General features: G+C 64.1%; 20 protein-coding genes. 10 read left to right on the top strand and 10 right to left on the bottom strand.

Features of this window, described 5'->3' with window-relative positions; translation table 11 throughout:
• Nucleotide 1: 1 nt before the first annotated feature.
• Nucleotides 2-988, bottom strand: coding sequence for a UDP-glucose 4-epimerase GalE (galE, locus tag A3840_RS12400; RefSeq protein ID WP_067457101.1), 987 nt, complete (start codon nucleotides 986-988; stop codon nucleotides 2-4).
• A gap of 110 nt (nucleotides 989-1,098) precedes the next feature.
• On the opposite strand from galE, the gene galU reads away from it, so the two are divergent.
• Complete coding sequence (gene galU / locus A3840_RS12395; RefSeq protein ID WP_067457098.1) at nucleotides 1,099-1,983, top strand: UTP--glucose-1-phosphate uridylyltransferase GalU; 885 nt, start codon at nucleotides 1,099-1,101, stop codon at nucleotides 1,981-1,983.
• A 1-nt stretch (nucleotide 1,984) separates the two neighbouring features.
• Here the strand turns inward: galU and A3840_RS12390 are convergent, their stop codons facing one another.
• The 4 genes from A3840_RS12390 to A3840_RS12375 form a co-directional block, all read right to left on the bottom strand.
• Nucleotides 1,985-3,253, bottom strand: a complete 1,269-nt coding sequence (locus A3840_RS12390) for an outer membrane beta-barrel protein (protein WP_131798313.1) — start codon at nucleotides 3,251-3,253, stop codon at nucleotides 1,985-1,987.
• 106 nt (nucleotides 3,254-3,359) lie between these two features.
• The gene (locus A3840_RS12385) at nucleotides 3,360-3,809 is read right to left on the bottom strand and encodes an NfeD family protein (protein ID WP_067457091.1); all 450 of its coding nucleotides are present in this window, start codon (nucleotides 3,807-3,809) and stop codon (nucleotides 3,360-3,362) included.
• 14 nt (nucleotides 3,810-3,823) lie between these two features.
• Complete coding sequence (locus A3840_RS12380) at nucleotides 3,824-4,825, bottom strand: SPFH domain-containing protein (RefSeq protein ID WP_067457088.1); 1,002 nt, start codon at nucleotides 4,823-4,825, stop codon at nucleotides 3,824-3,826.
• Nucleotides 4,826-4,917: 92 nt separating this feature from the next.
• The gene (locus tag A3840_RS12375; protein WP_067457085.1) at nucleotides 4,918-5,757 is read right to left on the bottom strand and encodes a glycoside hydrolase family 25 protein; all 840 of its coding nucleotides are present in this window, start codon (nucleotides 5,755-5,757) and stop codon (nucleotides 4,918-4,920) included.
• A 184-nt stretch (nucleotides 5,758-5,941) separates the two neighbouring features.
• On the opposite strand from A3840_RS12375, the gene A3840_RS12370 reads away from it, so the two are divergent.
• Both A3840_RS12370 and A3840_RS12365 read left to right on the top strand, forming a co-directional pair.
• The gene (locus tag A3840_RS12370) at nucleotides 5,942-7,468 is read left to right on the top strand and encodes a YifB family Mg chelatase-like AAA ATPase (protein WP_067457083.1); all 1,527 of its coding nucleotides are present in this window, start codon (nucleotides 5,942-5,944) and stop codon (nucleotides 7,466-7,468) included.
• Between the two features lie 10 nt (nucleotides 7,469-7,478).
• Nucleotides 7,479-7,931 (top strand): NUDIX domain-containing protein, encoded by a 453-nt coding sequence (locus A3840_RS12365; RefSeq protein WP_067457080.1) that lies wholly within the window; start codon nucleotides 7,479-7,481, stop codon nucleotides 7,929-7,931.
• A gap of 56 nt (nucleotides 7,932-7,987) precedes the next feature.
• Here the strand turns inward: A3840_RS12365 and cfa are convergent, their stop codons facing one another.
• The 3 genes from cfa to A3840_RS12350 form a co-directional block, all read right to left on the bottom strand.
• Nucleotides 7,988-9,103, bottom strand: a complete 1,116-nt coding sequence (cfa, locus tag A3840_RS12360; protein WP_067457077.1) for a cyclopropane fatty acyl phospholipid synthase — start codon at nucleotides 9,101-9,103, stop codon at nucleotides 7,988-7,990.
• A 110-nt stretch (nucleotides 9,104-9,213) separates the two neighbouring features.
• Nucleotides 9,214-10,509 (bottom strand): isocitrate lyase, encoded by a 1,296-nt coding sequence (gene aceA, locus A3840_RS12355; RefSeq protein ID WP_067457074.1) that lies wholly within the window; start codon nucleotides 10,507-10,509, stop codon nucleotides 9,214-9,216.
• A 186-nt stretch (nucleotides 10,510-10,695) separates the two neighbouring features.
• Nucleotides 10,696-10,923: a hypothetical protein gene (locus A3840_RS12350; protein WP_067457071.1), complete on the bottom strand. Its 228-nt coding sequence runs from the start codon at nucleotides 10,921-10,923 to the stop codon at nucleotides 10,696-10,698.
• A gap of 139 nt (nucleotides 10,924-11,062) precedes the next feature.
• On the opposite strand from A3840_RS12350, the gene A3840_RS12345 reads away from it, so the two are divergent.
• Complete coding sequence (locus A3840_RS12345; RefSeq protein WP_067457068.1) at nucleotides 11,063-12,469, top strand: helix-turn-helix domain-containing protein; 1,407 nt, start codon at nucleotides 11,063-11,065, stop codon at nucleotides 12,467-12,469.
• On the opposite strand, the gene A3840_RS12340 is transcribed toward A3840_RS12345, so the two are convergent.
• Nucleotides 12,466-13,176, bottom strand: coding sequence for a helix-turn-helix transcriptional regulator (locus tag A3840_RS12340; protein ID WP_067457064.1), 711 nt, complete (start codon nucleotides 13,174-13,176; stop codon nucleotides 12,466-12,468). The two genes, A3840_RS12345 and A3840_RS12340, sit on opposite strands and share 4 nt — an antisense overlap.
• A 137-nt stretch (nucleotides 13,177-13,313) precedes the next feature.
• Nucleotides 13,314-14,324, bottom strand: a complete 1,011-nt coding sequence (locus A3840_RS12335; RefSeq protein WP_067457061.1) for an aldose epimerase family protein — start codon at nucleotides 14,322-14,324, stop codon at nucleotides 13,314-13,316.
• A gap of 267 nt (nucleotides 14,325-14,591) precedes the next feature.
• Here A3840_RS12335 and A3840_RS12330 point away from each other — a divergent pair, with 267 nt between their 5' ends.
• The 6 genes from A3840_RS12330 to A3840_RS12305 all read left to right on the top strand — a co-directional run bounded on the left by A3840_RS12330 (nucleotide 14,592) and on the right by A3840_RS12305 (nucleotide 23,037).
• Nucleotides 14,592-15,620, top strand: a complete 1,029-nt coding sequence (locus tag A3840_RS12330; RefSeq protein WP_067457131.1) for a LacI family DNA-binding transcriptional regulator — start codon at nucleotides 14,592-14,594, stop codon at nucleotides 15,618-15,620.
• Nucleotides 15,621-16,086: 466 nt separating this feature from the next.
• Nucleotides 16,087-17,550 carry a xylulokinase gene (gene xylB, locus A3840_RS12325; RefSeq protein ID WP_067457058.1) on the top strand — a complete coding sequence of 488 codons (1,464 nt, stop codon included), beginning with the start codon at nucleotides 16,087-16,089 and terminating at the stop codon, nucleotides 17,548-17,550.
• Nucleotides 17,547-18,854, top strand: a complete 1,308-nt coding sequence (gene xylA / locus A3840_RS12320) for a xylose isomerase (protein WP_067457055.1) — start codon at nucleotides 17,547-17,549, stop codon at nucleotides 18,852-18,854. The genes xylB and xylA overlap by 4 nt, the downstream gene beginning before the upstream one ends.
• Nucleotides 18,855-19,025: 171 nt before the next feature.
• On the top strand, nucleotides 19,026-20,636 hold the full coding sequence (locus tag A3840_RS12315) for a glycoside hydrolase family 43 protein (RefSeq protein ID WP_067457052.1): 1,611 nt from the start codon (nucleotides 19,026-19,028) through the stop codon (nucleotides 20,634-20,636).
• A 160-nt stretch (nucleotides 20,637-20,796) separates the two neighbouring features.
• Nucleotides 20,797-22,068, top strand: coding sequence for an O-acetylhomoserine aminocarboxypropyltransferase/cysteine synthase family protein (locus tag A3840_RS12310; protein ID WP_067457049.1), 1,272 nt, complete (start codon nucleotides 20,797-20,799; stop codon nucleotides 22,066-22,068).
• 153 nt (nucleotides 22,069-22,221) lie between these two features.
• A complete protein-coding gene (locus A3840_RS12305; protein ID WP_067457046.1) occupies nucleotides 22,222-23,037 on the top strand; it encodes a DUF2189 domain-containing protein in 816 nt (271 codons plus the stop codon).
• Nucleotides 23,038-23,170 lie beyond the last annotated feature (133 nt).

Here is a 23,170-nt window from a genome sequence, read left to right as displayed (position 1 = left end):
ATCAGCGATTGCGGGTCATCAGGTGCCGCTCCCAGCGATAGGCGGTGTCCACGATCTCGTCGAGATCGTCATGCTGGGGCACCCAGCCCAGGAGCTGGCGCACCTTTTCGCCGGTCGCGGTGATCGAGGCCGGGTCGCCAGGCCGGCGCGGCGCCTCGTCGGCGCGCAGGTCGACACCCGATATCCGGCGCACCGTATCGACCACTTCGCGCACCGAGTAACCCCGGCCATAGGCGCAATTGAGCGTCGTGCTGTTGCCTCCCTTGCGGAGATATTTCAGCAGCAGGGCATGGGCCGCGATGAGGTCGGTGACATGGATATAGTCGCGGATGCAGGTGCCGTCCGGCGTATCGTAATCGGTGCCGAAAATGTTCATCTTCTCGCGCTGGCCCAGGGCGGTCTGGCAGGCGACCTTGATGAGATGGGTGGCTTCCGGCGACGATTGTCCCGAGCGCTTGCCCGGGTCGGCCCCCGCCACGTTGAAATAGCGCAGCACCCCATAGGTGATCGGATGGGCCGCTGCGACATCGGCCAGCATCCACTCGGTCATCAGCTTGGAGCGCCCATAGGGCGACATCGGATTGAGCGGGGTATCCTCGACCACAGGGGCCAGGCCCGTCATGCCATAGACGGCGGCGGTGGACGAGAAGATGAAATGCTTCACCCCGCCTCTGACGGCCGCCTCGATGAGATTGCGCGAAGTGGCGGTGTTGTTGGCGTAATATTTCAGCGGATTGGTCACCGATTCCGGCACCACGATGGAGCCGGCGAAATGCACGATTTCGGTGATCCCGTATTTTTTGATCAGGCTCAGGACCAGGTCGATATCGCCGGCATTGCCGGCCTCGAACGTGGCGCGCCCGTCAATGGCCCAGTCGAAGCCGGTGACCAGGTTGTCGAGCACCACCACCTGTTCGCCGTCATCGGCAAGGTTGAGCACCATATGGCTGCCGATATAGCCCGCCCCCCCGGTAACCAAGACCGTCATTATCCAAACTCCGTCCAACTCGAGCGCTATGTGATTGCAACATAATATGGCAGATGTTGATTTAACTTTACGCCGACTGATCCTCGAAATCCGAAAATGGAGAGCCCTTCGTGTCCCAGCGTGTTCGTACCGCAGTATTTCCCGTCGCCGGCCTGGGAACCCGTTTCCTGCCGGCCACCAAGGCCATGCCCAAGGAAATGCTGACGGTCGTCGACCGGCCGTTGATTCAATATGCGGTCGACGAGGCGCGCGAAGCGGGCGTTGAACATTTCGTCTTCGTCACCGGCCGCAACAAGAGCGTCATCGAAGACCATTTCGACCGCCAGTTCGAGCTGGAAACGACACTGGAAAGCCGGGGCAAGCTCGAGGCGCTCAAGGAATTGCAGCGTGACCTGCCCTCGGCCGGCCATACCAGCTTCACCCGCCAGCAGGAGCCGCTGGGCCTTGGCCATGCCGTGTGGTGCGCGCGCGATATCGTGGGTGACAAGCCCTTCGCACTGCTCCTGCCCGACATGCTGTTCAAGGGCGAGCCGGGCGTGCTCAAGCAGATGATTGACACCTATGAGGAGACCGGCGGCAATGTGGTGGCCGTCGAGGAGGTCCCGGAAAGCGAGATTTCTTCTTATGGCGTCATTGCCCGGGGCGGTGGGCCCGATCGCGGCTTTGAAATCACCGGCATGGTGGAAAAGCCCAAGCGCGAGGATGCGCCCTCCAATCTGATCATTTCCGGACGCTATATCCTGCAGCCGGAAATCTTCTCGCTCCTGGCCGATCAGCCGCGCGGCGCCGGCGGCGAAATCCAGCTCACCGATGCCATGCAGACCCTGATGACCCGCCAGCGCTTCACCGGCGTCAAATATCAGGGCCAGAGCTTCGATTGTGGCTCCAAGACCGGCTTCCTGACCGCCAACGTGGTCTATGCGCTCGACCGCGACGACATCAGGCCGGGTTTCCTGCGCGAATTGCGCAAGCTGGACCTTGAGGACCGGCTCTAGCCTAGCGCCGCAAAGTCACGCCCAGGCTGACGGTGTGGGTGTCGAGCAGGCCGGTATTGCTGTTGTCGCGATGGCTATAGGCATAGTCGGCCGCCAGCGCCGTATGGGCGTTGAGGGCGTAATCGGCGCCGGCCCCGATCCCGCGGCGGCGCTCGGTTTCGCCATTGCCCTCCAGCACGGACAGGCTCCAATCGGCGGAAGCGCGCAGGCGCAACCAGGAATTGACCCTATAATCGAGCTGGGCGGCGGCGACATGGGAGACGCGGGCGGTGCCACTGGCATCGGCCCCTGTCGGCTCGATATTGGTGGAGAGGCTGGCCGTCAAATTGACCGTGGCATTGGGCGAATAGGTCAGGCTCGCATCATAGAGCTGGGTATTGATGTCGCCGAGGCCGGCGGCGTCGAAATCGTGCCGGCCCAGCCCGATCGAGGCGCTGGCGCTGACGACGCCGTTCCAGCGCCCGGCAATGCCGCCGCGCAGCGCCGTGCTGGTGGCATCGGTGCGCACGCCCAGGCCCGGTGATGCCTTGTCGAAGATGTCGCGGCCCAGGGCGGCCTCACCGAAGACTTCGAGGATCGGGGTGATCTGGATGCCGGCGCGCAGGCTGGCATCGGCCTGCCAGACATTGCGGTCCGAATTGTCGGTGACGCCGCTGTCGCTTCGCGTTGTGGCGCCATAGACGCTGCGCTCGACATTGGCTTTGACGCCCAGATTGATGCGGCCGAAAGACCGGTCGAGACCGAGGCCGGCCGAGCCGCTCACCACACGGGGCGGGACCTCGACCAAGGGATCGAGGCCGGGACTGTTCGGCAGGGGATGGTCGAGCGCGATGGCCGCATTGCCGCTGAGCCGCGTATTGGCGCCCAAAGCCGTCTCGCTGGAGAGCCCCAGCCGCAATGCGGTGACGCCCAGCGCGCCGTCTTCATCCCAGGGGCGGGCGATTTCGGTGCTGCCCTCCAGCATCAGGTCGGTGTGCCGCCCGTCATGGCGGGCGGTGATTGCCGGATTGAGCGTGGTGAGAAAATTGCCGCCTTCGGTGCTGCTGCTCGTATAGGAGCCTTTGAGGCCGATGGACCAATTGAGGTCGAACGGGAGCTGGGCCGGCTCGGTATCCACCGCCGATCCCGGTGCTATGGGATAAAGGCCCGGCCGCAGGCGCCCATGGTCGAGCTTGACCGTTTCGGGCCCAAGCGGGTCGGCCCAGGCCGCGCCTGACGGCAGCAGCCCGGCAGCCAGAACGAGCATCCATGTCCAATCGCGCCCGGCCACACCCTGCTCCGCCAGCAAGCCGGCGGCAAAGCGGCCCCGGCCAATCGCCCCATCGGACGTCGCCGCGATCCTTTCAGCTTATGGTTAACGAAGCCTTGAAACGGCCCTAGGCCGCTTCTACGCGCAGAACCGCGCCGTCGGCGCCCACGATGCGGATGCGCTGGCCGGCCGGCAGGTCGGGGCCGGCAATGCGCCAGATCGTATCGCCCAGCGCCAGGCGCCCATACCCGTCCCGGATCGGGGTTTCGAGCACCGCCTCATGGCCGATGAAACGATCGGTCCGGCGGTTGAGCAGGCCGGCATCGTCCCGGGCCCGGCGGCGGCGCGAAAAGCGCAGCCAGACCAGGATGCTGACCAGCGACAGCGCGCCGAATACCGCCCATTGCACGGCCCAGGGCAAGGGCTGGAACAGGGTGAGGAGCCCGGTCAATATGCCGGCAATGCCCAGCCAGACCAGGAAACCGCCGGGTACGATCAATTCGAGGGCGAGCAGCACCAGGCCGGCCACGATCCAGCTCCAGGGGCCGTTCTCGGCCAGAAAGGCGACGATTTCCATCCTGCTCTCCCGGTTCAGGTCCGATCAGGACCGGCGCTGGGCGGCCGGCTGGCCGAGCGCGAACCCGCCGCGGCGCGGTCCGGACCGAAGGCCTCGCGCGCGATCTCGGCAATCCCGCCAATGGCGCCGATGACGCTTGATGCCTCGACCGGCAGCATCAGCAGCTTCTGGTTGGGCGAGGCGGCAATGCCTTCCAGCGCCTTGATGTAATTATTGGCCACGAAATAGTTGATCGCCTGCACGTCGCCCGAGGCGATCGCGTTCGAGACCAGTTCGGTGGCCTTGGCCTCGGCTTCGGCGGCGCGTTCGCGCGCTTCGGCATCGCGGAACGCGGCTTCCTTGCGGCCCTCGGCCTCCAGCACTTGGGCCTGCTTTTCGCCTTCCGCCTTGAGAATGGCGGCCTGGCGTCGGCCCTCGGCCTCGAGGATGGTGGCGCGCTTCTCGCGCTCCGCCTTCATCTGCCGCCCCATGGATTCCACCAGGTCCTTGGGCGGATCGATATCCTTGATCTCGATGCGGGTGATCTTGACGCCCCAGGGGGTGACGGCGGTGTCGACGACGCGCAGCACGCGGTCATTGATCTCGTCGCGATGGCTGAGCAATTCATCCAGATCCATCGACCCCATGACCGAGCGGATATTGGTCATGGTCAGGTTGAGGATGGCATTTTCCAGATTGGTCACCTCATAGGCCGCCGCGGCGGCGTCCAGGATCTGGTAGAAGGTGACGCCATTGGCGGTGACCGTCGCATTGTCGCGGGTGATGACTTCCTGGTGGGGGACGTCGAGCACCTGCTCCATGACATTGATCTTCTTGCCGATCGTATCGATGAACGGCACGATGAGATTGAGGCCCGGCTTCAGCGTGCGGGTATATTTGCCGAAGCGCTCGACGGTGAAGTGATAGCCCTGCGGCACGGTCTTGGCGCCGGCGAAGAGCACCAGCACGAACAACAGGCCCAGCCCGATCAGCACCACACTGAGTCCGTCGAGACCGAATTGATTGAAGATCGTCATAGCCTGGTCCTCTGCCCTTCTCGCACCGAGACAATAATGGGCGAGAAAGGGCAATGCATACAGGCATTTTCAGGGCATGGGCAAAAGCCCGCCTATTTTGCGAACTGGCACCGCCCGGTGGCCTGCAATGCGGGAATGGCTCGCGGATCGCAGCCCGTCGACAGGAACATCAGCCAATCGTTCGAATTGCCGTAGAATACATTGCGGTCCACTTCCCCGCGCACGCCCGGCACCACGCCTGTCTGGGTATATTGCCAGAAGGTCCAGGGGCGGTTCTTGTAGCGTTCATGCGGCTCGGCGGCGGTGGAGCGCAGCCAGAACGTGTTCGGCAGATATTCGCCTTCTAGGATATCGCGGTGGAAATTCATGTCGGTATAGATGATCGGCAATTTGCCCGTGTGCCGTTCCATGGCCTCCAGCATGTAGCGGATGCTTTCCATGGCCTCGGCCTTGTTTGGCTTGACCTTGCAGCTCGAGTGATTGTTCCACTCCAGATCGAGCACCGGGGGCAGCGCGCTGGGATCGTTCGGCACCTGGCTCATGAACCACGCCGCCTGCTCGGCGGCGCTCGAGCACCAGGTCATGAAATGATAGGCGCCCCGCGGCATGCCGGCATCGCGTGCCCGGATCCAGTTACGCTGGAAATCGGGGTCGATATAGTCCTTGCCCTCGGTGGCCTTCATGAAGACGAAATGGATGCCCGCGCCCCGCGCCTTGGGAAAATCCACGTTCTCCTGGTAGCGCGCCACGTCGATACCCTGGATAGGCATGCTGCGCGCCCGGTCCACTCCTGAATGAGGGCGATTGTCGCCCGGTATGGCGCCGTAAAGCCCCCCGCCCGAGGCGCAGGCCGCCAGGGCGGCGGCCACGAGGCCCGTCATGGTCATGCGGGCAAGGGCGGAGAATGGGCGGGTCATCCGGGCGATGGCCATGCTGTAAATCACTCGATACGCAGAACAAATTCGGGATTTTATTCAACATGGCCAGGTTAACGGAGCTTTAGGGTAACTATTGTGGCAGCGAACATGGTTAACATGCCCTATTGTGTTCGCTATACGTTCTTGCCGCGCCGGTTTTGTTTTGCTAGCGTCCGACAAGGTAAGGGGACAGGCGCGCATGGTCACCCGCGTTGCGACAGTGGCGTTTCAGGGCATCGAGGCGGTGCCCGTCGACGTGCAGGTGCAGATCGCGCCGGGCATGCCTGCTTTCCTCCTGGTGGGCCTGCCGGACAAGGCGGTGCGTGAAAGCGGCGAGCGGGTGCGCGCGGCGCTGGTCGCATCGGGGCTCGGCCTGCCGCCCAAGCGTATCACCATCAACCTGGCGCCGGCCGACCTGCCCAAGGAGGGCAGCCATTACGACCTGCCCATCGCCTTGGCGTTGATGGCGGCTCTGGGCGCCATTCCCCAGGACGGGCTGGATAATTTCCTGGCGTTGGGAGAGCTCGGCCTCGATGGCCGTCTGGCCCATGTCGGGGGCATATTGCCGGCCGCCATCGCCGCCCAGTCCCAGGGGCGCGGCATCATCTGCCCGGCCGAATCCGGCCCCGAGGCGGCCTGGGCCGGCGAGGAAATCGACATCGTCGCCGCCGGCAGCCTGCTCGCCCTGGTCAATCATCTCACCGGCCATCAATTGCAGGCGCGGCCGCGGCCCGGGCGCAAGCCGGACACGGCCGGCACCATGCCCGACCTGGCCGATGTGCGCGGCCAGGCCCTGGCGCGCCGGGCGCTCGAGGTCGCGGCCTCGGGCGGCCACAACCTGCTGATGATCGGCCCGCCCGGCGCCGGCAAATCCATGCTGGCATCCCGCCTGCCCTCCATCCTGCCGCCATTGGAGGCGCGGGAATTGCTCGATGTCTCGATGATCCAGTCCATCGCGGGCGAATTGGCGGGCGGCGCCTTGTCCGATCGCCGGCCCTTCCGCGCCCCCCATCATTCGGCATCCATGGCCGCTTTGGTGGGCGGCGGGCTCAAGGTCCGGCCCGGCGAGGCGAGCCTCGCCCATAACGGCGTACTGTTTCTCGACGAATTGCCCGAATTCGCCCCCAGCGTGCTCGACAGCCTGCGCCAGCCGCTGGAAAGCGGGGAAACGGTGATTGCCCGGGCCAATGCCCGCATCGCCTATCCCAGCCGTTTCCAGCTGGTCGCCGCGATGAATCCCTGCAAATGCGGCCTGGCCGGTACGCCGGGCCATGTCTGCAAGCGCGGCGCTGCCTGTGCCGCCGATTATCAGGCGCGGATTTCCGGCCCGCTCCTCGATCGCATCGACATCCGCGTCGACCTGCCTGCGGTATCGGCCTCCGACATGATCGCTCCTTCGGCGCCCGCCGAATCCTCTGCCAGCGTGGCGCGGCGCGTTGCCGCCGCGCGCGAGCGGCAGCGCGACCGCTATGCCGATGCCGGCCATCCCGAAATCACCACCAATGCCGCAGCCGGCGCCGCGCTGATCGAAAAGCTGGTAACGCCCGATCGCGAAAGCCAGGCGCTGCTATTGCAGGCGGCCGAGCGGTTCAATCTCTCGGCCCGCGCCTATCACCGGGTGCTCAAGGTGGCGAGCACGCTTGCCGATCTAGCCGGGTCCGATAAGGTCGCCCGGCCCCATATCGCCGAGGCCCTGAGTTACAGGCTCAATTTCGGGGCGGCATGACAGGATCGCCATGAAACATCGCATCTCCGCCGGCGTGCTGGCGCTGCATGACCGCAAAATCCTGCTGGTGCGCCATTTCCGCCCCGGTGTGCATGACTTCTGGTGCGGTCCGGGCGGCGGCGTGGAAGGCGCCGAGCCATTGCACGACGCGGCCGAGCGTGAGGCCTTTGAAGAAGCCGGTATCCGGGTGCGCGCGCGGGCCCTCGCCTATATCGATGAGCTGGTCGACGATTGGGGCCGCATCGTCAAATTCTGGTTTCTGGCCGACTATGTCTCTGGCGATATCGACGTCAGCGCCAATCCGGCCGAGGGCGAAGCGATCAGTGAAGCCGGCTGGTTCGCCCGCGACGCCCTGCCCGAGGGCCATGTGTTCCCCGAATTGCTGCGTGACCGCTTCTGGACCGATCTCGCCCTTGGCTTCCCCGCCCCGATCAAGCTGCCCTTGCGGCACTCGATCTTTTGAGGCCTGTGCATAAGTCTGTGCAAAAGTGTTTCACGTGAATCCGCCGGGCCGCCTTTCTAGCTGACCCGGCGGTAGCCGCCGCGCACGCCGCGCGGGGACAGGACGATCTGCCAGAGATTGACCTGCCGGGCCCGGAAGATGGCGGCGAAGACCGAGAGATAATAACGCCACATGCGACGGAAGCGCTCGTCGTAGCGCTGGGAAAGCGTGGGCCAGGCCGCATCGAAATTGGCGAGCCAGGCCATCAGCGTCCGATCGTAATCGGCCCCGAAATTGTGCCAGTCCTCCATGACGAAGACGCCCTCGCTGGCTTGGCCGATCTGGGTGATGGACGGCAGCATGCCATTGGGGAAGATGTATTTTTCCGCCCAGGGATCGCCATGGATAGACGTGTGGTTGCCCCCGATCGTGTGCAGCAGGAACAGCCCGTCGGGCTTGAGCAATTGCCGGGCCTTTTCGAAATAGGCGCGGTAATTCTTGTAGCCCACATGCTCGAACATGCCGATCGAGATGATGCGGTCGAATTGCCCCTCGAGGGCCTGGTAATCCAGGAGCTTGGTTTCCACCGGCAGATCCCTGGTCCGTTCATTGGCCAGGGCGGCCTGCTCCTTGCTGACCGTGACGCCGAGCCCGGAAACGCCATAGCGCTCGGCCGCAAATTGCAGAAAGCCGCCCCAGCCCGAACCGATATCGAGCACATGCATGCCCGGCTCCAGGCCGATCTTGCGGCAGATGAGGTCCAGCTTGGCCTCCTGGGCCTCGTCCAGATTGGCGGCCTCGGCCCAATAGCCGCAGGAATAGACCATGCGCCGGTCGAGCATGGCGGCATAAAGATCGTTGCCGAGATCGTAATGCTTCTCGCCCACCTCGCGAATGCGCAGACGCTGCATATTGAAAAGCCGGGCGCGCGCAACGCTGAACAGCAGCGGCAGATCGCGCGGAAAGGCATCCTGGATTTGCGCATTGGCGGCCTTGAACAGCACGCCGTCCAGCGGCTCGGCATCCCACCAGCCATCCATATAGCTTTCGCCCAGGCCCAGAGTGCCGTCGCGCAGCACGCGCTCGAAAAAGCGCTCGTCATGAATAACGGCTTCGGCGCCTGAAGCCGGATTGATCGAAATACCGGCCTTCGAAAGCTGCTCGAGGACAAAGCGTTTGGCGGAAGACGACATGGAAGCGGCCGAATCCGGTGAGCGATGGGCAAAGACTAGACCCATCGTCATCGGCCGATCAAGCATCCAACATTGCCGCGTTGGGGCGGCCGGAGCCGCCCCTTGCTGCCCTAGTGGAATTGCGCGGTTTCCGTCGATTCCGCCATGGCAATGGTGGCGCTCCGCCCTTCGCTCACCGTCAGCGAGACGGCATCAAAATAGCTGGTGCCCACTTCCCGCTGGTGGCGCACGGCGGAGAAGCCATGGGCCTCGGCAGCAAATTCGGCCTGTTGCAGCCGGGAATAGCCGGCCATGCCGTGTTCCTTGTAGCTGCGCGCCAATTCGAACGTGGTGAGGCTGAGATTGTGGAAGCCCGCCAGGGTGATGAATTGATATTTATAGCCCATGGCGCCCAATTCGCGCTGGAACCGGGCCATGGCGGCCTCGTCCATATGCTTGGCCCAGTTGAAGCTGGGCGAGCAATTATAAGCCAGCATCTGGTCGGGATATTGCTTTCGGATCGCCTCGGCAAAGCGTTTCGCTTCGCCCAGATCCGGCGTCGAGGTTTCGCACCAGATGAGATCGGCATAGGGCGCGTAGGCCAGGCCCCGGGCAATGGCGCAATCCAGGCCGCCCCGGAGCCGGTAGAAGCCCTCGGCCGTGCGTTCGCCGGTGACGAAGGACCTGTCGGCTTCGTCGATATCGGAGGTGATCAGCCGCGCCGCTTCCGCATCGGTCCGGGCCATGATCAATGTGGGTACGCCCATGACATCGGCCGCGAGCCGGGCTGCATTGAGCGTGCGGATGAACTGGCTGGTCGGCACCAGCACCTTGCCGCCCAGATGGCCGCATTTCTTCTCCGAGGCCAATTGATCCTCGAAATGCACCGCGGCGGCGCCGGCCTCGATCATGGCTTTCATCAGCTCGAACACGTTGAGCGCCCCGCCGAAACCGGCTTCGGCGTCGGCGATGATCGGCACGAAGAAATCGTGATCGGTCGTGGCGATGCCGTCGGCCCGCTCCATGGCCTGGATCTGGTCGGCGCGCTGCAGGGCCTTGTTGATCCGTTTGACGACGCCGGGCACGCTATCGACCGGATAAAGCGATTGGTCGGGATACATATTGCCCGAGGAATTGGCGTCGGCCGCCACCTGCCAGCCGGAGAGATAAATGGCTTTCAAACCGGCCTTGACCTGTTGCACGGCCTGATTGCCGGTAAAGGTCCCGAGTGTGGGGACAAAATCCTCCGAATGCAGCAACTGCCAGAGCTTTTTCGCCCCGTTTTCGGCCAGAGAATAGTGGATCGGCAGGGACCCGGCCAGGCGCCGGACATCGGCGGGGCTGTAATTCCGGGCGATATGAGCCCAGCGCCCGGGTGCATAATCCGGCGCCGGAAAGGCCTCTGGTTCTTGTATTTTGTCGAGCATGTCATTCTCCTCTTTTGGACATGGCTTCGCCGGTCTCCGCAGCGGCGGAAACGGGAAATTCGGTGATTCACGTGGAACACTTCTCGCCGGCGGCGCAGCCGCGAAAACGATCCAGTGGATCGTTTTCAGGTGAGAAGGCCAGGAGCGCTAAGCGCGAATGGCCGGGCCTCAATCTCTACGCATCGGCTACCCCGCCACCTTCCGGCTGAAGGTGGCGGCAATCATGCCGGCGCCGGAAAACAATTCCTGCGCGTCTTCGCCACCCACCAGGGTGAAGCGATGCCGCCCGATGCGGCCGGCAATGGCATAGCCCAGCATATCGAGGCCGCGGGCCTTGAACTGCGCCATGGCATCATTGGCCGTCGGCGCGATGATGGTGATGTATTCGTCGCGTTGCTTGTCTTGCTCCGTCATCGGAACCTCCTTGCTGATGTAAAGATTTGACAAAGCGACGCGATGTGCAAGAAATAACGGATACAGGCCGAGTAAAGCTGTAAATCTCTAGTCAATATTGGGCGGCGGGTTGGTAAATCCTGTAAATCGGGAGGGTGGGATGGAGGTGTCGGCAGGCCGGATCGGCGGCAGGATCAAGCGCCTGCGGCGCCAGAAGCGGTTGAATCAGGCGGACCTGGCGCAGGCCCTCGGCATTTCGCCCAGCTATCTCAATCTCATCGAGCACAATCGCCGCAAGGTGACGGTGCCGCTGCTCTTCGCCATTGCCGGTCATTTCGGCGTCGAGCCCGGCGAATTGGTCGATGGCGACGAGGGGCGGCTGGCCGGCGATCTCATGGAAGCCTTCGGCGACGATCTCTTCGCCGACAGCGACCTCACCAATCTCGAGATTCGCGACCTGGCCCATGCCAACCCGGCGGCGGCCCGCGCGGTGCTCCTGCTTTATGATCGCTATCGCCTGCTGGCGTCGAACGGCGCCGCCGCGCCCATGCCGGGTGAAGCCGAACCTTTTCACCTGGCTACCGACGCGATTTCTGATTTCCTCCAGTCCAATGCCAATTACTTTCCCGGGCTTGAGGATAGCGCCGAACGGATCGGCGGGGATATCCATGGCTCCGGCGACACGTTCGAGGCCGGCATTCGCACCTATCTGTTCAATGTCTTCGGCCTGGATGTGCAATTGGCCTCCCTGCCCCATGGCATTGCCCGGCAGCTCGATCCGGCGCGGCGACAAATCCTGCTCTCCGACCTTCTGCCGGCCGAAACGGCGAATTTCCTTCTGGCGCAACAGGTTGGGCAATTGGCAGCCGGGGCGGAAATCGCGGAGATTGTGCAGGAATCCGGCCTGCCCGATGGCGACGCGCCGGCCCTTGCGCGCAATGTGCTGTCGGCCTATTTCGCCGCCGCGCTGATCATGCCCTATGCGCCGTTTCTCAAGGCCTGTCGGGATTTTCGCTATGATATCGAGCGCATCGGGCGGCGATTCGGGGCCAGCTTCGAGCAGGTCTGCCACCGCATGACGACCTTGCAGCGCAAGGGCGCGAGCGGCATTCCGCTGCATCTGGTGCGGACCGATATTGCCGGCAACATCTCCAAGCGCTTTTCGCTCTCGGGCATTCATATCCCGCGCCATTCCGGCGCCTGTCCGCGCTGGAACGTCTATGCGGCGTTCCTCGCGCCGGAGCGCATCAATGTTCAGGTCAGCCAAATGCCTGACGCACAACGCTATTTCTGTATCGCCCGCACCATCACCAAGGGCGACTACCGCTATAACGCCCCTCGGCGCTACCTCTCGATCGGGTTGGGCTGCGCCATCCATCATGCTCGGGAAATGATCTATTCGGACGGTATCGACCTTTCCAACGATCAGCAGGCCGTGCCGATCGGGGTGGGCTGCCGGATCTGTCCGCGCATGGAATGTGGACAGCGGGCACATCCGCCGGCCGATCACCGCTTCCGGCTGGATGAGAATACGCGGCCTGAAAGTCTTTATGCGCGAATGATTTAGCTGTCGCTGCCGCCCTTGTAGCGGCGGTCATGGACCCAGCTGTCGCGCCATTCGCGCTCGAGCGCCGCCCGGCGCTTGCCATAGCGCTCTTCGGTGATGGTGAGGCAGATAATCCGGTCGGTGCGGAAATTGCGGAAGGCCTGCCGCAACAGGCACCAGGCGGCAATCGTTTGTTTTCCTTCATAAAAAGCCAGCCCGACCGGCCAGATCGTGCGGCTGGAGGAGCGGCCTTCGACGTCTTCGTAATCGATGCGCACGGCCTTTTCCTGGCGCATGGCGAGGCGGATATCGCCGAGGACGGGGATGGGCTGGCGCTGGCCCCAGATGGCGACGGGCCAGAGCGCGGTGTCGCTGATCCGATCGCGAAGGTCCTCGGGTGAGGCGGTGGCGATCTTGGCCAGGGCATTGCGGGCAGCGGCCCCCAGGCCGTCGTCCGGCTGGGTCTCCACCCAGCGCGCACCCAGCACCAGAGCCTCCAGCTCCTCTGGGCTAAACATCAGTGGCGGAAGGAAAAATCCGGGCTTCAGCATATAGCCGATCCCCGCTTCGCCATCGATGGGCGCGCCCAATCCGATAAGGGTCTGGATGTCGCGATAGAGCGTCCGAACCGAGACGCCCTGCTCTTCGGCCAGGGCCGCGGCGGTGATCGGACGCCGGTGCCGGCGCAGGGCATCCATGATGGAAAAGAGGCGTTCGGTCTTGTCCATGTCCTTGCCTTCATCGCTCCCTCCTTGTCCGGGGAGCATGCAGAATCGCGTTCACATCCGCCTGAATATGTCAGCAGACTGTGAGCGTCGAGATGGGCGCGAGCGCCTTATGGTTGGCAGACTGTTAGCCTTGAGCGTCACGCAATCTCGAATTCGCACCAATGGCTATAGGGCCGATCGGGCGAATGGATGACATTGGGGAAATGCGGATTGTGCACGGCATCGGCCGGGCTCTGGTCTTCGAGGCAGAAACCGGAATGCTTGCCGTATTTTCTGCCGCCGAGGCCGGGCACCGGCACATCGGTCCAGACGCCGTTATAGACCTGGACGCCGGGACGGTCGCTCCACAGTTTAAGCCCGATATCGCCTTCCGGGGATATCACGCTGGCGATGGGGTCGGCATGCTTGCGGCCGGTATCGAGCACCATGCCGATATCGTAGTCGATCGGCGCGCCATTGGCGTCGCGCATGGTGCGCGGCTGGCGCAGGTCGTAGATGGTGCCGGCGGAGGGCAGGATGGCGCCGGTGGGGGCGAGATCGGCGCCCAGTTCGGTATAGGCGCTGGAATTGACCTGGATGGAATGGTCCAGCACGGTGTCGCTGGTGCCCAGGTTGAAATATTGGTGCTGCACCAGGCTGATCGGGGTGGGCCGGTCGGTGGTGGCGGTCAATTCGAGCCGCAGGCGATTGCCCGAGAGCGTATAGGTGGCGGCGAAATTGACATTGCCGGGATAGCCCATGGCCCCGTCGGGGGAAAAATGGGTGAAGCGGACGGCATTGTTGGCGCTGTCCACCTGGCCGTTCCAGACCTGGCGGCCCAGCCCCTCCTCGCCGCCATGCAATTGCAGGTTCCCGGCATTGGGCGGCAGCTTGTAGGTGACGCCGTCGAGCTCGAAGCTGGCATTCTTGATGCGATTGGCGACACGGCCGGCCAGCGAGCCGAAATGCGGGCTATGAGCGGGATAGGCATCGAACTGCTCGAAGCCGAGCACCACCGAACGCTCGCCGCCGGCCACCGGCACCCGCCAGTCGCGCACCACCACGCCATAGGAGATGAGATCGACGCTGACCCCCGAATCGCTGGTCAGCCGGAACTGGTCGACCCGGTTGCCGCGATAATCCCCGAAGGTTGAAACACTGACCGCCATGATGACCCTCCCGCTTGTCCGGCGCGGAGCTGTAGACCTATTGGCGGCCCGCTGCAACGCTGCACTTGACCTTTTGGCCATGGCCAACAAGTGTGCGGGGGACTTGGCGGCGAGGCGGCTTCGGCCTCGACATCGTCCCCGCGCGGGCGGGAGCCTCCGTTCCGGAGGGTGTGTGTAAACAGCGATCTCCGCTCTCGCGGGGATGATCTCGCGGGTGTGGAGCGCCCCGCGAACAGGGGCGGGAAAAGACTTCAGGTGGACGAGGGCGTGAAGCGACGAGCAACTGTCCATGACGTGGCGCGGGAGGCCGGCGTGTCCCTGGCCACGGTGGATCGGGTCCTGAACGGGCGCCCGGGCGTGCGGGCCGCCACCGCCGAAAAGGTCGAGGCGGCGATAAAGAGCCTGGGCTTTTCGCGCGATCTCAATGCCTCGCTGATGGCGCGGGCGCGCGATCTCAGCGTGGTCTTCTTCATCCCCGACGGCTCCAACGAATTCATGGACAGCCTGGCCGATGCCGTGTCCCGGCGCTTCGGCCAGGCCCTGGCCGACCGCATCCATCTCGAAACGCGGCGCATCAAGCCGCTGGACAGCGCCGGGCTGGCGCGGAGCCTCGATGCCCTGGATGCCCGGGCCTGCGATTGCGCCGTCATCGTCGCCGGCGAGTCGCCGGACGTGATCGCCGCCGTGGACGCGGCGCATCGGCGCGGCATCGCGGTGATGACGCTGGTTTCCGACCTGCCCGGCTCGGCCCGTCGCAATTTCATCGGCATCGACAATGTCGCGGCCGGCCGCACCGCCGCCTCGCTGATGGGCCGCTTCCTGCCTGGCGGCGGCAAGGTGGCGCTCATTGCCGGCTCGCTGCATCTGCGCGACCATGCCGAGCGCCGGGACGGGTTCGAAGCCGCGCTCAAGGCGGAGTTTCCCGCGCTCACCATTATCGGGCCGCTCGAAGGCCATGACGAGCGCAGCGAAACCGCGTCCATCGTCGAGACCCTGCTGGCCGACCATCCCGATCTCGCCGGGCTCTATAATCTCGGCGCCGGCAATAGCGGGCTGGTCGCGGCGCTGGACGCCTCGGGCCGGGCCGGCAAAATCCGCGTCATCGCGCATGAACTGACCATGCCGACCCGCGCCGGGCTGATCGGCGGCGCCATCGACGTGGTGCTGGACCAGAACCCGGACGGCGAAATCCGCGAAGCGATCTCGGCAGCAAGAGCCCTGGCCCTGGGCACATCGGGCAGCGCCGCGACCGATCCGATCGAGATCGGGATTTTCTTGCGGGACAATCTGCGGTGATTTCCGTGTGCCGGCCTGCGGCCGATCCACCCTCCCCCTTGAGGGGAGGGCACGCAGAGCTTGGTCCGCGAAGACCCTAGCGGCGCTCGGGAGGGGGCGCTGTTTCCGATAATGCCGGCGCCTGCCAGGGTTTCTGAACCCCCTCCCCAGCTTCGCTAGGCCTATCGGCCAAGCTGCGCTACCCTCCCCTCAAGGGGGAGGGTGGAAAGAACCGATGCATTGGATAGCGCGGCCAATCGTGTGCGTGGTGTATCCGGGCCATTCGAGCGCAGCTCAGGGCCTGCCGCGCCCAAATCGCTCCACCGAAGCGATTTGTCCCGATGGGCCGCTCAAGAGCATTGAAATTGGGATTTTCCTGCGCGACAATCTCGGCTAAGAAGCGCCATTCCGCAAAGAGGCGCTGCCCCAACGGGGCGAGGGAGGAGTTTGACATGGTTTTGTCGCAGCCAGATGAGGTACGTGCCTCATGACCTTTCTCGGCATTGATATCGGCACATCCGGCGTCAAGGCGCTGCTGATCGACGCGGATGGCAAGGCGCTGGGCGAAGCCTCGGCGCCGGCCATCGAGCCGGTGCGGCCCCATCCCGGCTGGTCCGAGCAGAACCCTGCCGATTGGTGGGATGCCACTTTGGGCGCCATCGACAAGCTCAAGCAGAGCCATCCGCGCGAATTGGCGGCAGTGAAAGGCATCGGGCTTTCCGGCCATATGCATGGCGCGACGCTGCTGGGTGAGAATGACAAGGTTCTGCGGCCCTGCATCCTGTGGAACGACGGCCGTTCCGCCGCCGAATGCGGCGAGATGGAAGCCGCCCTGCCCGCCTTGCGCGAGCTTGCCGGCAATATCGCCATGCCGGGTTTCACCGCCCCCAAGATCGCCTGGGTGCGCAAGCACGAGCCGAAGATTTACAGCCGGATCAGAAAAGTGCTGCTGCCCAAAGCCTATGTGCGCCTGCTGCTGACCGGCGAGCATGTCGAAGACATGTCCGACGCCGCCGGCACGCTGTGGCTCGACGTGGCGAAACGCGACTGGTCGGATGCGCTGCTGGGCGTCACCGGGCTCAGCCGCGAGCACATGCCGGCTCTGGTGGAAGGCTCGGCCATTTCCGCACAGCTCAGGCAAGAATATGTTGCCCGCTGGGGCATGAGTGGCCCGGTACTCGTTGCCGGTGGCGCCGGCGACAATGCCGCCGCTGCCTGTGGTATCGGCGCGATCCGGCCCGGCGAAGGCTTCGTGTCGCTCGGCACCTCCGGCGTTCTGTTCGTTTCCAACGAAAGGTTCAGCCCCAATACCGAAGGGGCCGTGCACGCCTTCTGCCATGCCATTCCCGACACCTGGCACCAGATGGGCGTCATCCTCTCGGCCACCGATTCGCTCAACTGGCTCTCCCGCATCACCGGCAGGAAACAGGCCGAGCTGTCGGGCGAAGCCGAAGCCCAGTTCAAGGGGCCGGGCGAAGCGATCTTCCTGCCCTATCTCTCCGGCGAACGCACCCCGCACAACAATGCCAATGCGCGCGGCTCGTTTGTTGGCCTCAACCAGTCGACCGATTCTGCCCAGATGGCGCAGGCAGTGATGGAAGGCGTCACTTTCGCCATGCGCGATTGCCAGCGCGTTTTGGCCGATGCGGGCACCTCCATCAACCGGCTGCTGGCGGTGGGTGGCGGCTCCAAGTCTGCGCTTTGGCTCAAAATGCTGGCCACCAATCTCGACATGGAAATCGCCCTGCCCGAGGACGGCGATTTCGGCGGCGCGCTGGGCGCGGCCCGGCTCGGCCTCTGCGCCGCTACCGGCGCCAGCCCGGTGGATGTGATGTCCATGCCGCCGATCAAGACCATTATCGCGCCCGACAAGACCCTGTCGGCCGCCTATTCCGATCAATATGCGCGCTATCGCGCCCTTTACCCCGCCATCGAGGAGGCACGTTCGTGACCGATTTTTTCAAGGGCCTTTCCCAGGTCAAATATGAAGGCCCGGAAAGCCGCAATCCGCTGGCCTATCGCCATTACAACAAGGACGAAGTGATCGCCGGCAAAAGGATGGAAGACCATATCCGTCCGGCCATCGCCTATTGGCACACCTTCGCCCAGGAAGGCGGCGACCCGTTTGGTGGCCGCACCTTCGACCGCCCCTGGTTCGACAAGGGCATGGACGGCGCCAAGCTCAAGGCCGACGTGGCCTTTGAATTCTTCAACCTGATCGACGTGCCTTTCTACGCTTTCCACGACGTGGACGTGGCCCCCGAAGGCGCGACGCTCGAAGAGAGCAACAAGAACCTGCGCGTCATCGGCGACATTCTGGCCGCCAAGATGCAGGAGACCGGCAAGAAGTTGCTCTGGGGCACGGCGAACCTCTTCTCCAACCGCCGCTATATGGCCGGCGCCGCCACCAATCCCGATCCGGAAGTCTTCGCCTATGCCGCCGGCCAGGTGAAGGCCGTGCTGGAGCTGACCAACGAACTGGGCGGCGAGAACTACGTGCTCTGGGGTGGCCGCGAGGGCTATGAAACCCTGCTCAACACCAAGATCGGCCAGGAACAGGACCAGATGGCCCGCTTCCTGCACCTCGTCATCGAGCATGCCGAAAAGATCGGTTTCAAGGGCCAGATCCTGATCGAGCCCAAGCCGCAGGAGCCGAGCAAGCACCAATACGATTACGACGTCGCCACCGTTTACGGCTTCCTGCAGAAATACGGGCTCGAAAAGAAGGTGAAGTGCAATATCGAGGTCGGCCATGCCTTCCTCGCCGGGCATTCCTTCGAGCACGAACTGGCCGTCGCCTCTTCGCTGGGCATGCTCGGTTCGGTCGACGCCAATCGCAACGATTTGCAATCGGGCTGGGATACCGACCACTTCCCCAACAATGCCGGCGAAATGGCCCTGGCCTTCTACTACATCCTCAAGCAGGGGGGCCTGGGCAAGGGCGGCTTCAATTTCGACGCCAAGGTGCGCCGCCAGTCGCTCGATCCGGCAGACCTGCTGCATGGCCATATCCTGGGGCTCGACACCCTGGCGCGTGGCCTCAAGGGCGCCGTGGCGCTGATCGAGGACGGCGAATTCGATAAATTGCTCGATGCGCGCTATGCCGGCTGGGACAATGGCCTGGGCAAGGACATTCTCGGCGGCAAGCTGAGCCTGGCCGACATCGCCGCCAGGGTTCATGCCGATGGCATTAATCCGCAGCCAAGATCGGGCCGCCAGGAATATCTCGAAAACCTGGTCAACCGGTTCGTCTGACGCCAAGTGCTCGGCGCCATTCCTCTCCCCCTCGGGGAGAGGGTGGATCGGGCGTAGCCCGAGACGGGTGAGGGGGGCTCAAGGCGTCCCCCGAGCGTGCCGGGCCATCCCCCTCATCCGGCGCTGCGCGCCACCTTCTCCCCGACGGGGAGAAGAATAGAAGGCCTACCCATGCCCCAGATCACCAATCCCATCCTGCCCGGCTTCAACCCCGATCCCTCGATTCTCCGTGTGGGCGACGATTATTACATCGCCACCTCGACCTTCGAATGGTTTCCCGGCGTGCAGATCCATCATTCGAAGGACCTGGCGAACTGGGAGCTGGTGACAAGGCCGCTGACGCGCAAAAGCCAGCTCGACATGCGCGGCGATCCCGATAGCTGCGGCGTCTGGGCGCCCTGCCTCACCCATGACGGGGAAAAGTTCTGGCTGGTTTATACCGACGTCAAGCGCAAGGACGGCTCGTTCAAGGACGCGCATAATTACATCGTCTGGGCCGACAGTATCGAAGGGCCCTGGAGCGACCCGATCTATGTCAATTCCTCGGGCTTCGATCCGAGCCTGTTCCATGACGATGACGGCAAGAAGTGGTTCGTCAACATGCTGTGGGACCACCGCACGAGGCCCCTGCTCTTTGCCGGCATCGCGCTCCAGCAATTCGATCCGGTGGCCGGCAAGCTGGTCGGGCCGGTCAAGAACATCTACCAGGGCACCGATCTCAAGCTGGTCGAGGGCCCGCATCTCTATAAGCGCAACGGCTATTATTACCTGCTCACGGCCGAGGGCGGCACCGCCTATGACCATGCCTGCACCTTCGCCCGCTCGCGCCATATCGAGGGGCCCTACGAGACCCATCCCGACCAGCATATCCTGACCTCTAAGGACGCGCCCCTGGCCGCCCTGCAGCGCGCCGGCCATGGCGATATCGTCGAGACGCCGGAGGGCAGGACCTATCTGGTCCATCTCGCCGGCCGGCCAACGACCCAGGAACGCCGCTGCGTGCTGGGCCGCGAAACCGCCATCCAGGAAGCCTATTGGGGCGAGGACGACTGGCTCTATGTCAAGAACGGGCCGGTGCCCTCGCTGCATGTCGAGGTGCCGGGCACGCGCGACGAGGCCAGATATTGGGCCGAGCAGCGCTATACGTTCGAAAACGGCCTGCACCAGGATTTCCAATGGCTGCGCACGCCGGAAACCGAGCGCATCTTCAAGGCCGAGAATGGCAGGCTGACCCTGTTCGGGCGCGAAAGCATCGGCTCCTGGTTCGAGCAGGCCCTGGTGGCGCGGCGGCAGACGCATTTCTCCTATGATGCCGAGACGGTCGTGGATTTCGCGGCGACCGACGAGCGCACCATGGCGGGGCTCACCGCCTATTACAGCCGCTACAATTTCTTCTACCTGGCGGTGACGGCCCATTCCGACGGGCAGCGCGAATTGCTGCTGATGAGCTCGGAAATGAGCTGGCCGGACGGCAAGCTGCGCTTCCCGGCAGAGCCGGTGCAGATCCCGGCCACGGGCAAGGTCAGGCTGGCCCTGACCATTCGCGGGCGCAAGCTGCAATTCTTCTACGCCATGGAGGGCGAAGCGCTCAAAGCCATCGGCCCGGTGCTCGACGCCTCGATCCTTTCGGACGAATGCGGCGGCCACCAGGCCCATGGCAGCTTTACCGGCGCCTTTGTCGGCATGGCCGCCCATGACCTCAACGGCACGGCCAGCCCGGCCCATTTCGACTATTTTATCTACCGGCCCCAGCACGATCCCTCGGACCGCTACGAGGTGTGAACGGGCTCGGTGACGCGGCGGGTGGGCGCGAGCCGCCCATGACCGGCGGAACAACCTTCCAAAACCAAGGCGCGGGAGAGGACGGCTTGCCCCTCCCGCGCCTTGTCATTTCGGGGCTCCCGGCCGAGGGTGGCGGCGCGAGTGACAAAGGGAGCCAATAATGAAACTCGAATCCATCGCCCTCCATCACGGCTATGAATCGGAAGCCACCACCAAGGCGGCAGCGGTCCCGATCTACCAGACGACGTCCTATACGTTCGACGATACCCAGCATGGCGCCGACCTGTTCGACCTCAAGGTCGCGGGCAATATCTATACCCGCATCATGAACCCCACGACGGCGGTGCTGGAAGCGCGCATCGCCGAGATGGAAGGCGGCATCGGCGCGCTGGGCCTGGCCTCGGGCATGGCGGCGATCACCTATGCCATCCAGACCATCGCCCAGGCCGGCGACAATATCGTCTCGATCTCCCAGCTTTATGGCGGCACCTATAACCTGTTCGTCCACACCTTCCCGCGCCAGGGCATCGAGACCCGGCTGGTGAGCCACGACGATTACGAGGGTTTCGAAAAGGCCATCGATGAAAAGACCAAGGCGGTCTTCCTCGAATCCATCGGCAATCCGGCCGGCAATGTGGTCGATATCGAGCGCATCGCCGAAATCGCCCATCGCCATGGCGTGCCGGTGATCGTCGACAATACGGTGGCCACGCCCTATCTCACCCGCGCCTTCGATTTCGGCGCCGACATCATCGTGCATGCCCTGACCAAATATATCGGTGGCCACGGCAATTCGATCGGCGGGGTGATCGTCGATTCGGGCAAGTTCGACTGGAAGGCCAATGCGGCCCGCTTCCCCATGCTCAACGAGCCCGACCCCTCCTATCATGGCGTCGTCTATACCGAGGCCCTCGGCCCAGCGGCCTTTATCGGCCGGGCCCGCGTCGTGCCCCTGCGCAATACCGGGGCGGCGCTGTCGCCCTTCAATGCCTTCCTGATCCTGCAGGGTCTCGAAACGCTGGGCCTGCGCATGGAGCGCCATTGCGAGAACGCGCTCAAGGTCGCCCAATATCTGGAGAACCATCCCAAGGTGGAATGGGTCAATTATGCCGGCCTGCCCAACAGCCCCTATCACCAGACGGCCCGGAAGATTTCCAGGGGTTCCGGCTCGGGCATCCTGTCCTTCGGCATCAAGGGCGGCAAGGAAGCGGGCGCCCGCTTCATCGACGCGCTGGGCATGATCCTGCGCCTGGTCAATATCGGGGATGCCAAGTCGCTGGCCTGCCATCCGGCCAGCACCACCCATCGCCAGCTCTCGCCCGAGGAGCTGAAAAAGGCCGGGGTCTCCGAAGACCTGGTGCGCATTTCGGTGGGCATCGAGCATATCGACGACATCATCGCCGATATCGAGCAGGCGCTGGCCAAGGCCTGACGCCTCGGCCCGATCACATTTTTGCGGGCCGGGGGCGACAGCGCCCGGCCTGCGGCGTAATATCGCACCTGTTCAGCGGTCGCAGGTTCTGCGTCTCGCGTCGGGGCACGCCAGGCCTTTCCCTTGCGACCTCCTTTCGGAGGAGTGCTCCTTATGGCCCGAATTCACATCATGGCCGGCGCCGGCGACAAGCTCGACATGCCGGTGATCCGCACCATCAATATGGCCGACCTGGGCGAGGTCCTGCGCAGCGGCATCGCCGATTTTTCCGCCAAGCCCAGCCATTATGTCCTCCTGATGCTGATCTATCCGATCATCGGCATCGTGCTGACCATCTGGATGAACGGCTTCCACACCTGGCCGCTGCTCTATCCCCTGATCGGCGGCTTCGCCCTGCTCGGGCCCATCGCCGCCCTGCCCCTCTACGAAATCTCCCGCCGCCGCGAGGCCGGGGAGGACCCGGGCTGGGGCGATGCGATGGCGGTGTTCCGCTCCCCCGCCATCGGCAGCATCATGGCCGTGGGCGTCATGCTCTTCGTGCTGTTCACCCTGTGGCTGACCGCTGCCCAGGCGCTCTATGAGGGGCTTTTCGGGTCCAGCCCGCCCGATACGCTGGCGGGCCTGTTCACCCAGGTGACCACCAGCCCCGAAGGGGCGACGTTGCTCCTGGTGGGCACGGCCCTGGGCGCGCTCTTCGCCATCGTGGTGCTCTGCACCAGCGTCATCGCCTTCCCGCTGCTGCTCGACCGCGATGTGGGCGCCTATGTGGCGGTGGAAACCTCGTTCCGCGCCGTCCTCTATAATCGCGTGCCGCTCTTTGCCTGGGGCCTGCTGGTCGGGTTCGGCATCTTCCTCGGCTCGCTGCCGATCTTTGTCGGCCTGGCCGTGGTGCTGCCCATTTTCGGCCATGCCACCTGGCATCTCTACCGCAAGCTGGTGGAGCCGGCTTCGGTCATTCGGGGGATGTGAGGGGGGCGTTTGGCGCAGGCGTTGCGACTCTATTGCTTCTCTCCCCCCTTAAGAGGAGGGCGTGAGAGTGAGGGAGCCATCAGTGGACAACTGCACCACCCCACCCACCGCTCGTCACCCTCGGGCTTGTGTG

It is taken from the genome of Devosia elaeis (assembly GCF_001650025.1).
Classification (GTDB): Bacteria; Pseudomonadota; Alphaproteobacteria; order Rhizobiales; family Devosiaceae; genus Devosia; species Devosia elaeis.
Note: the sequence above shows the minus strand (reverse complement) of the source record. Positions and strands in the feature narration are given on the sequence as shown.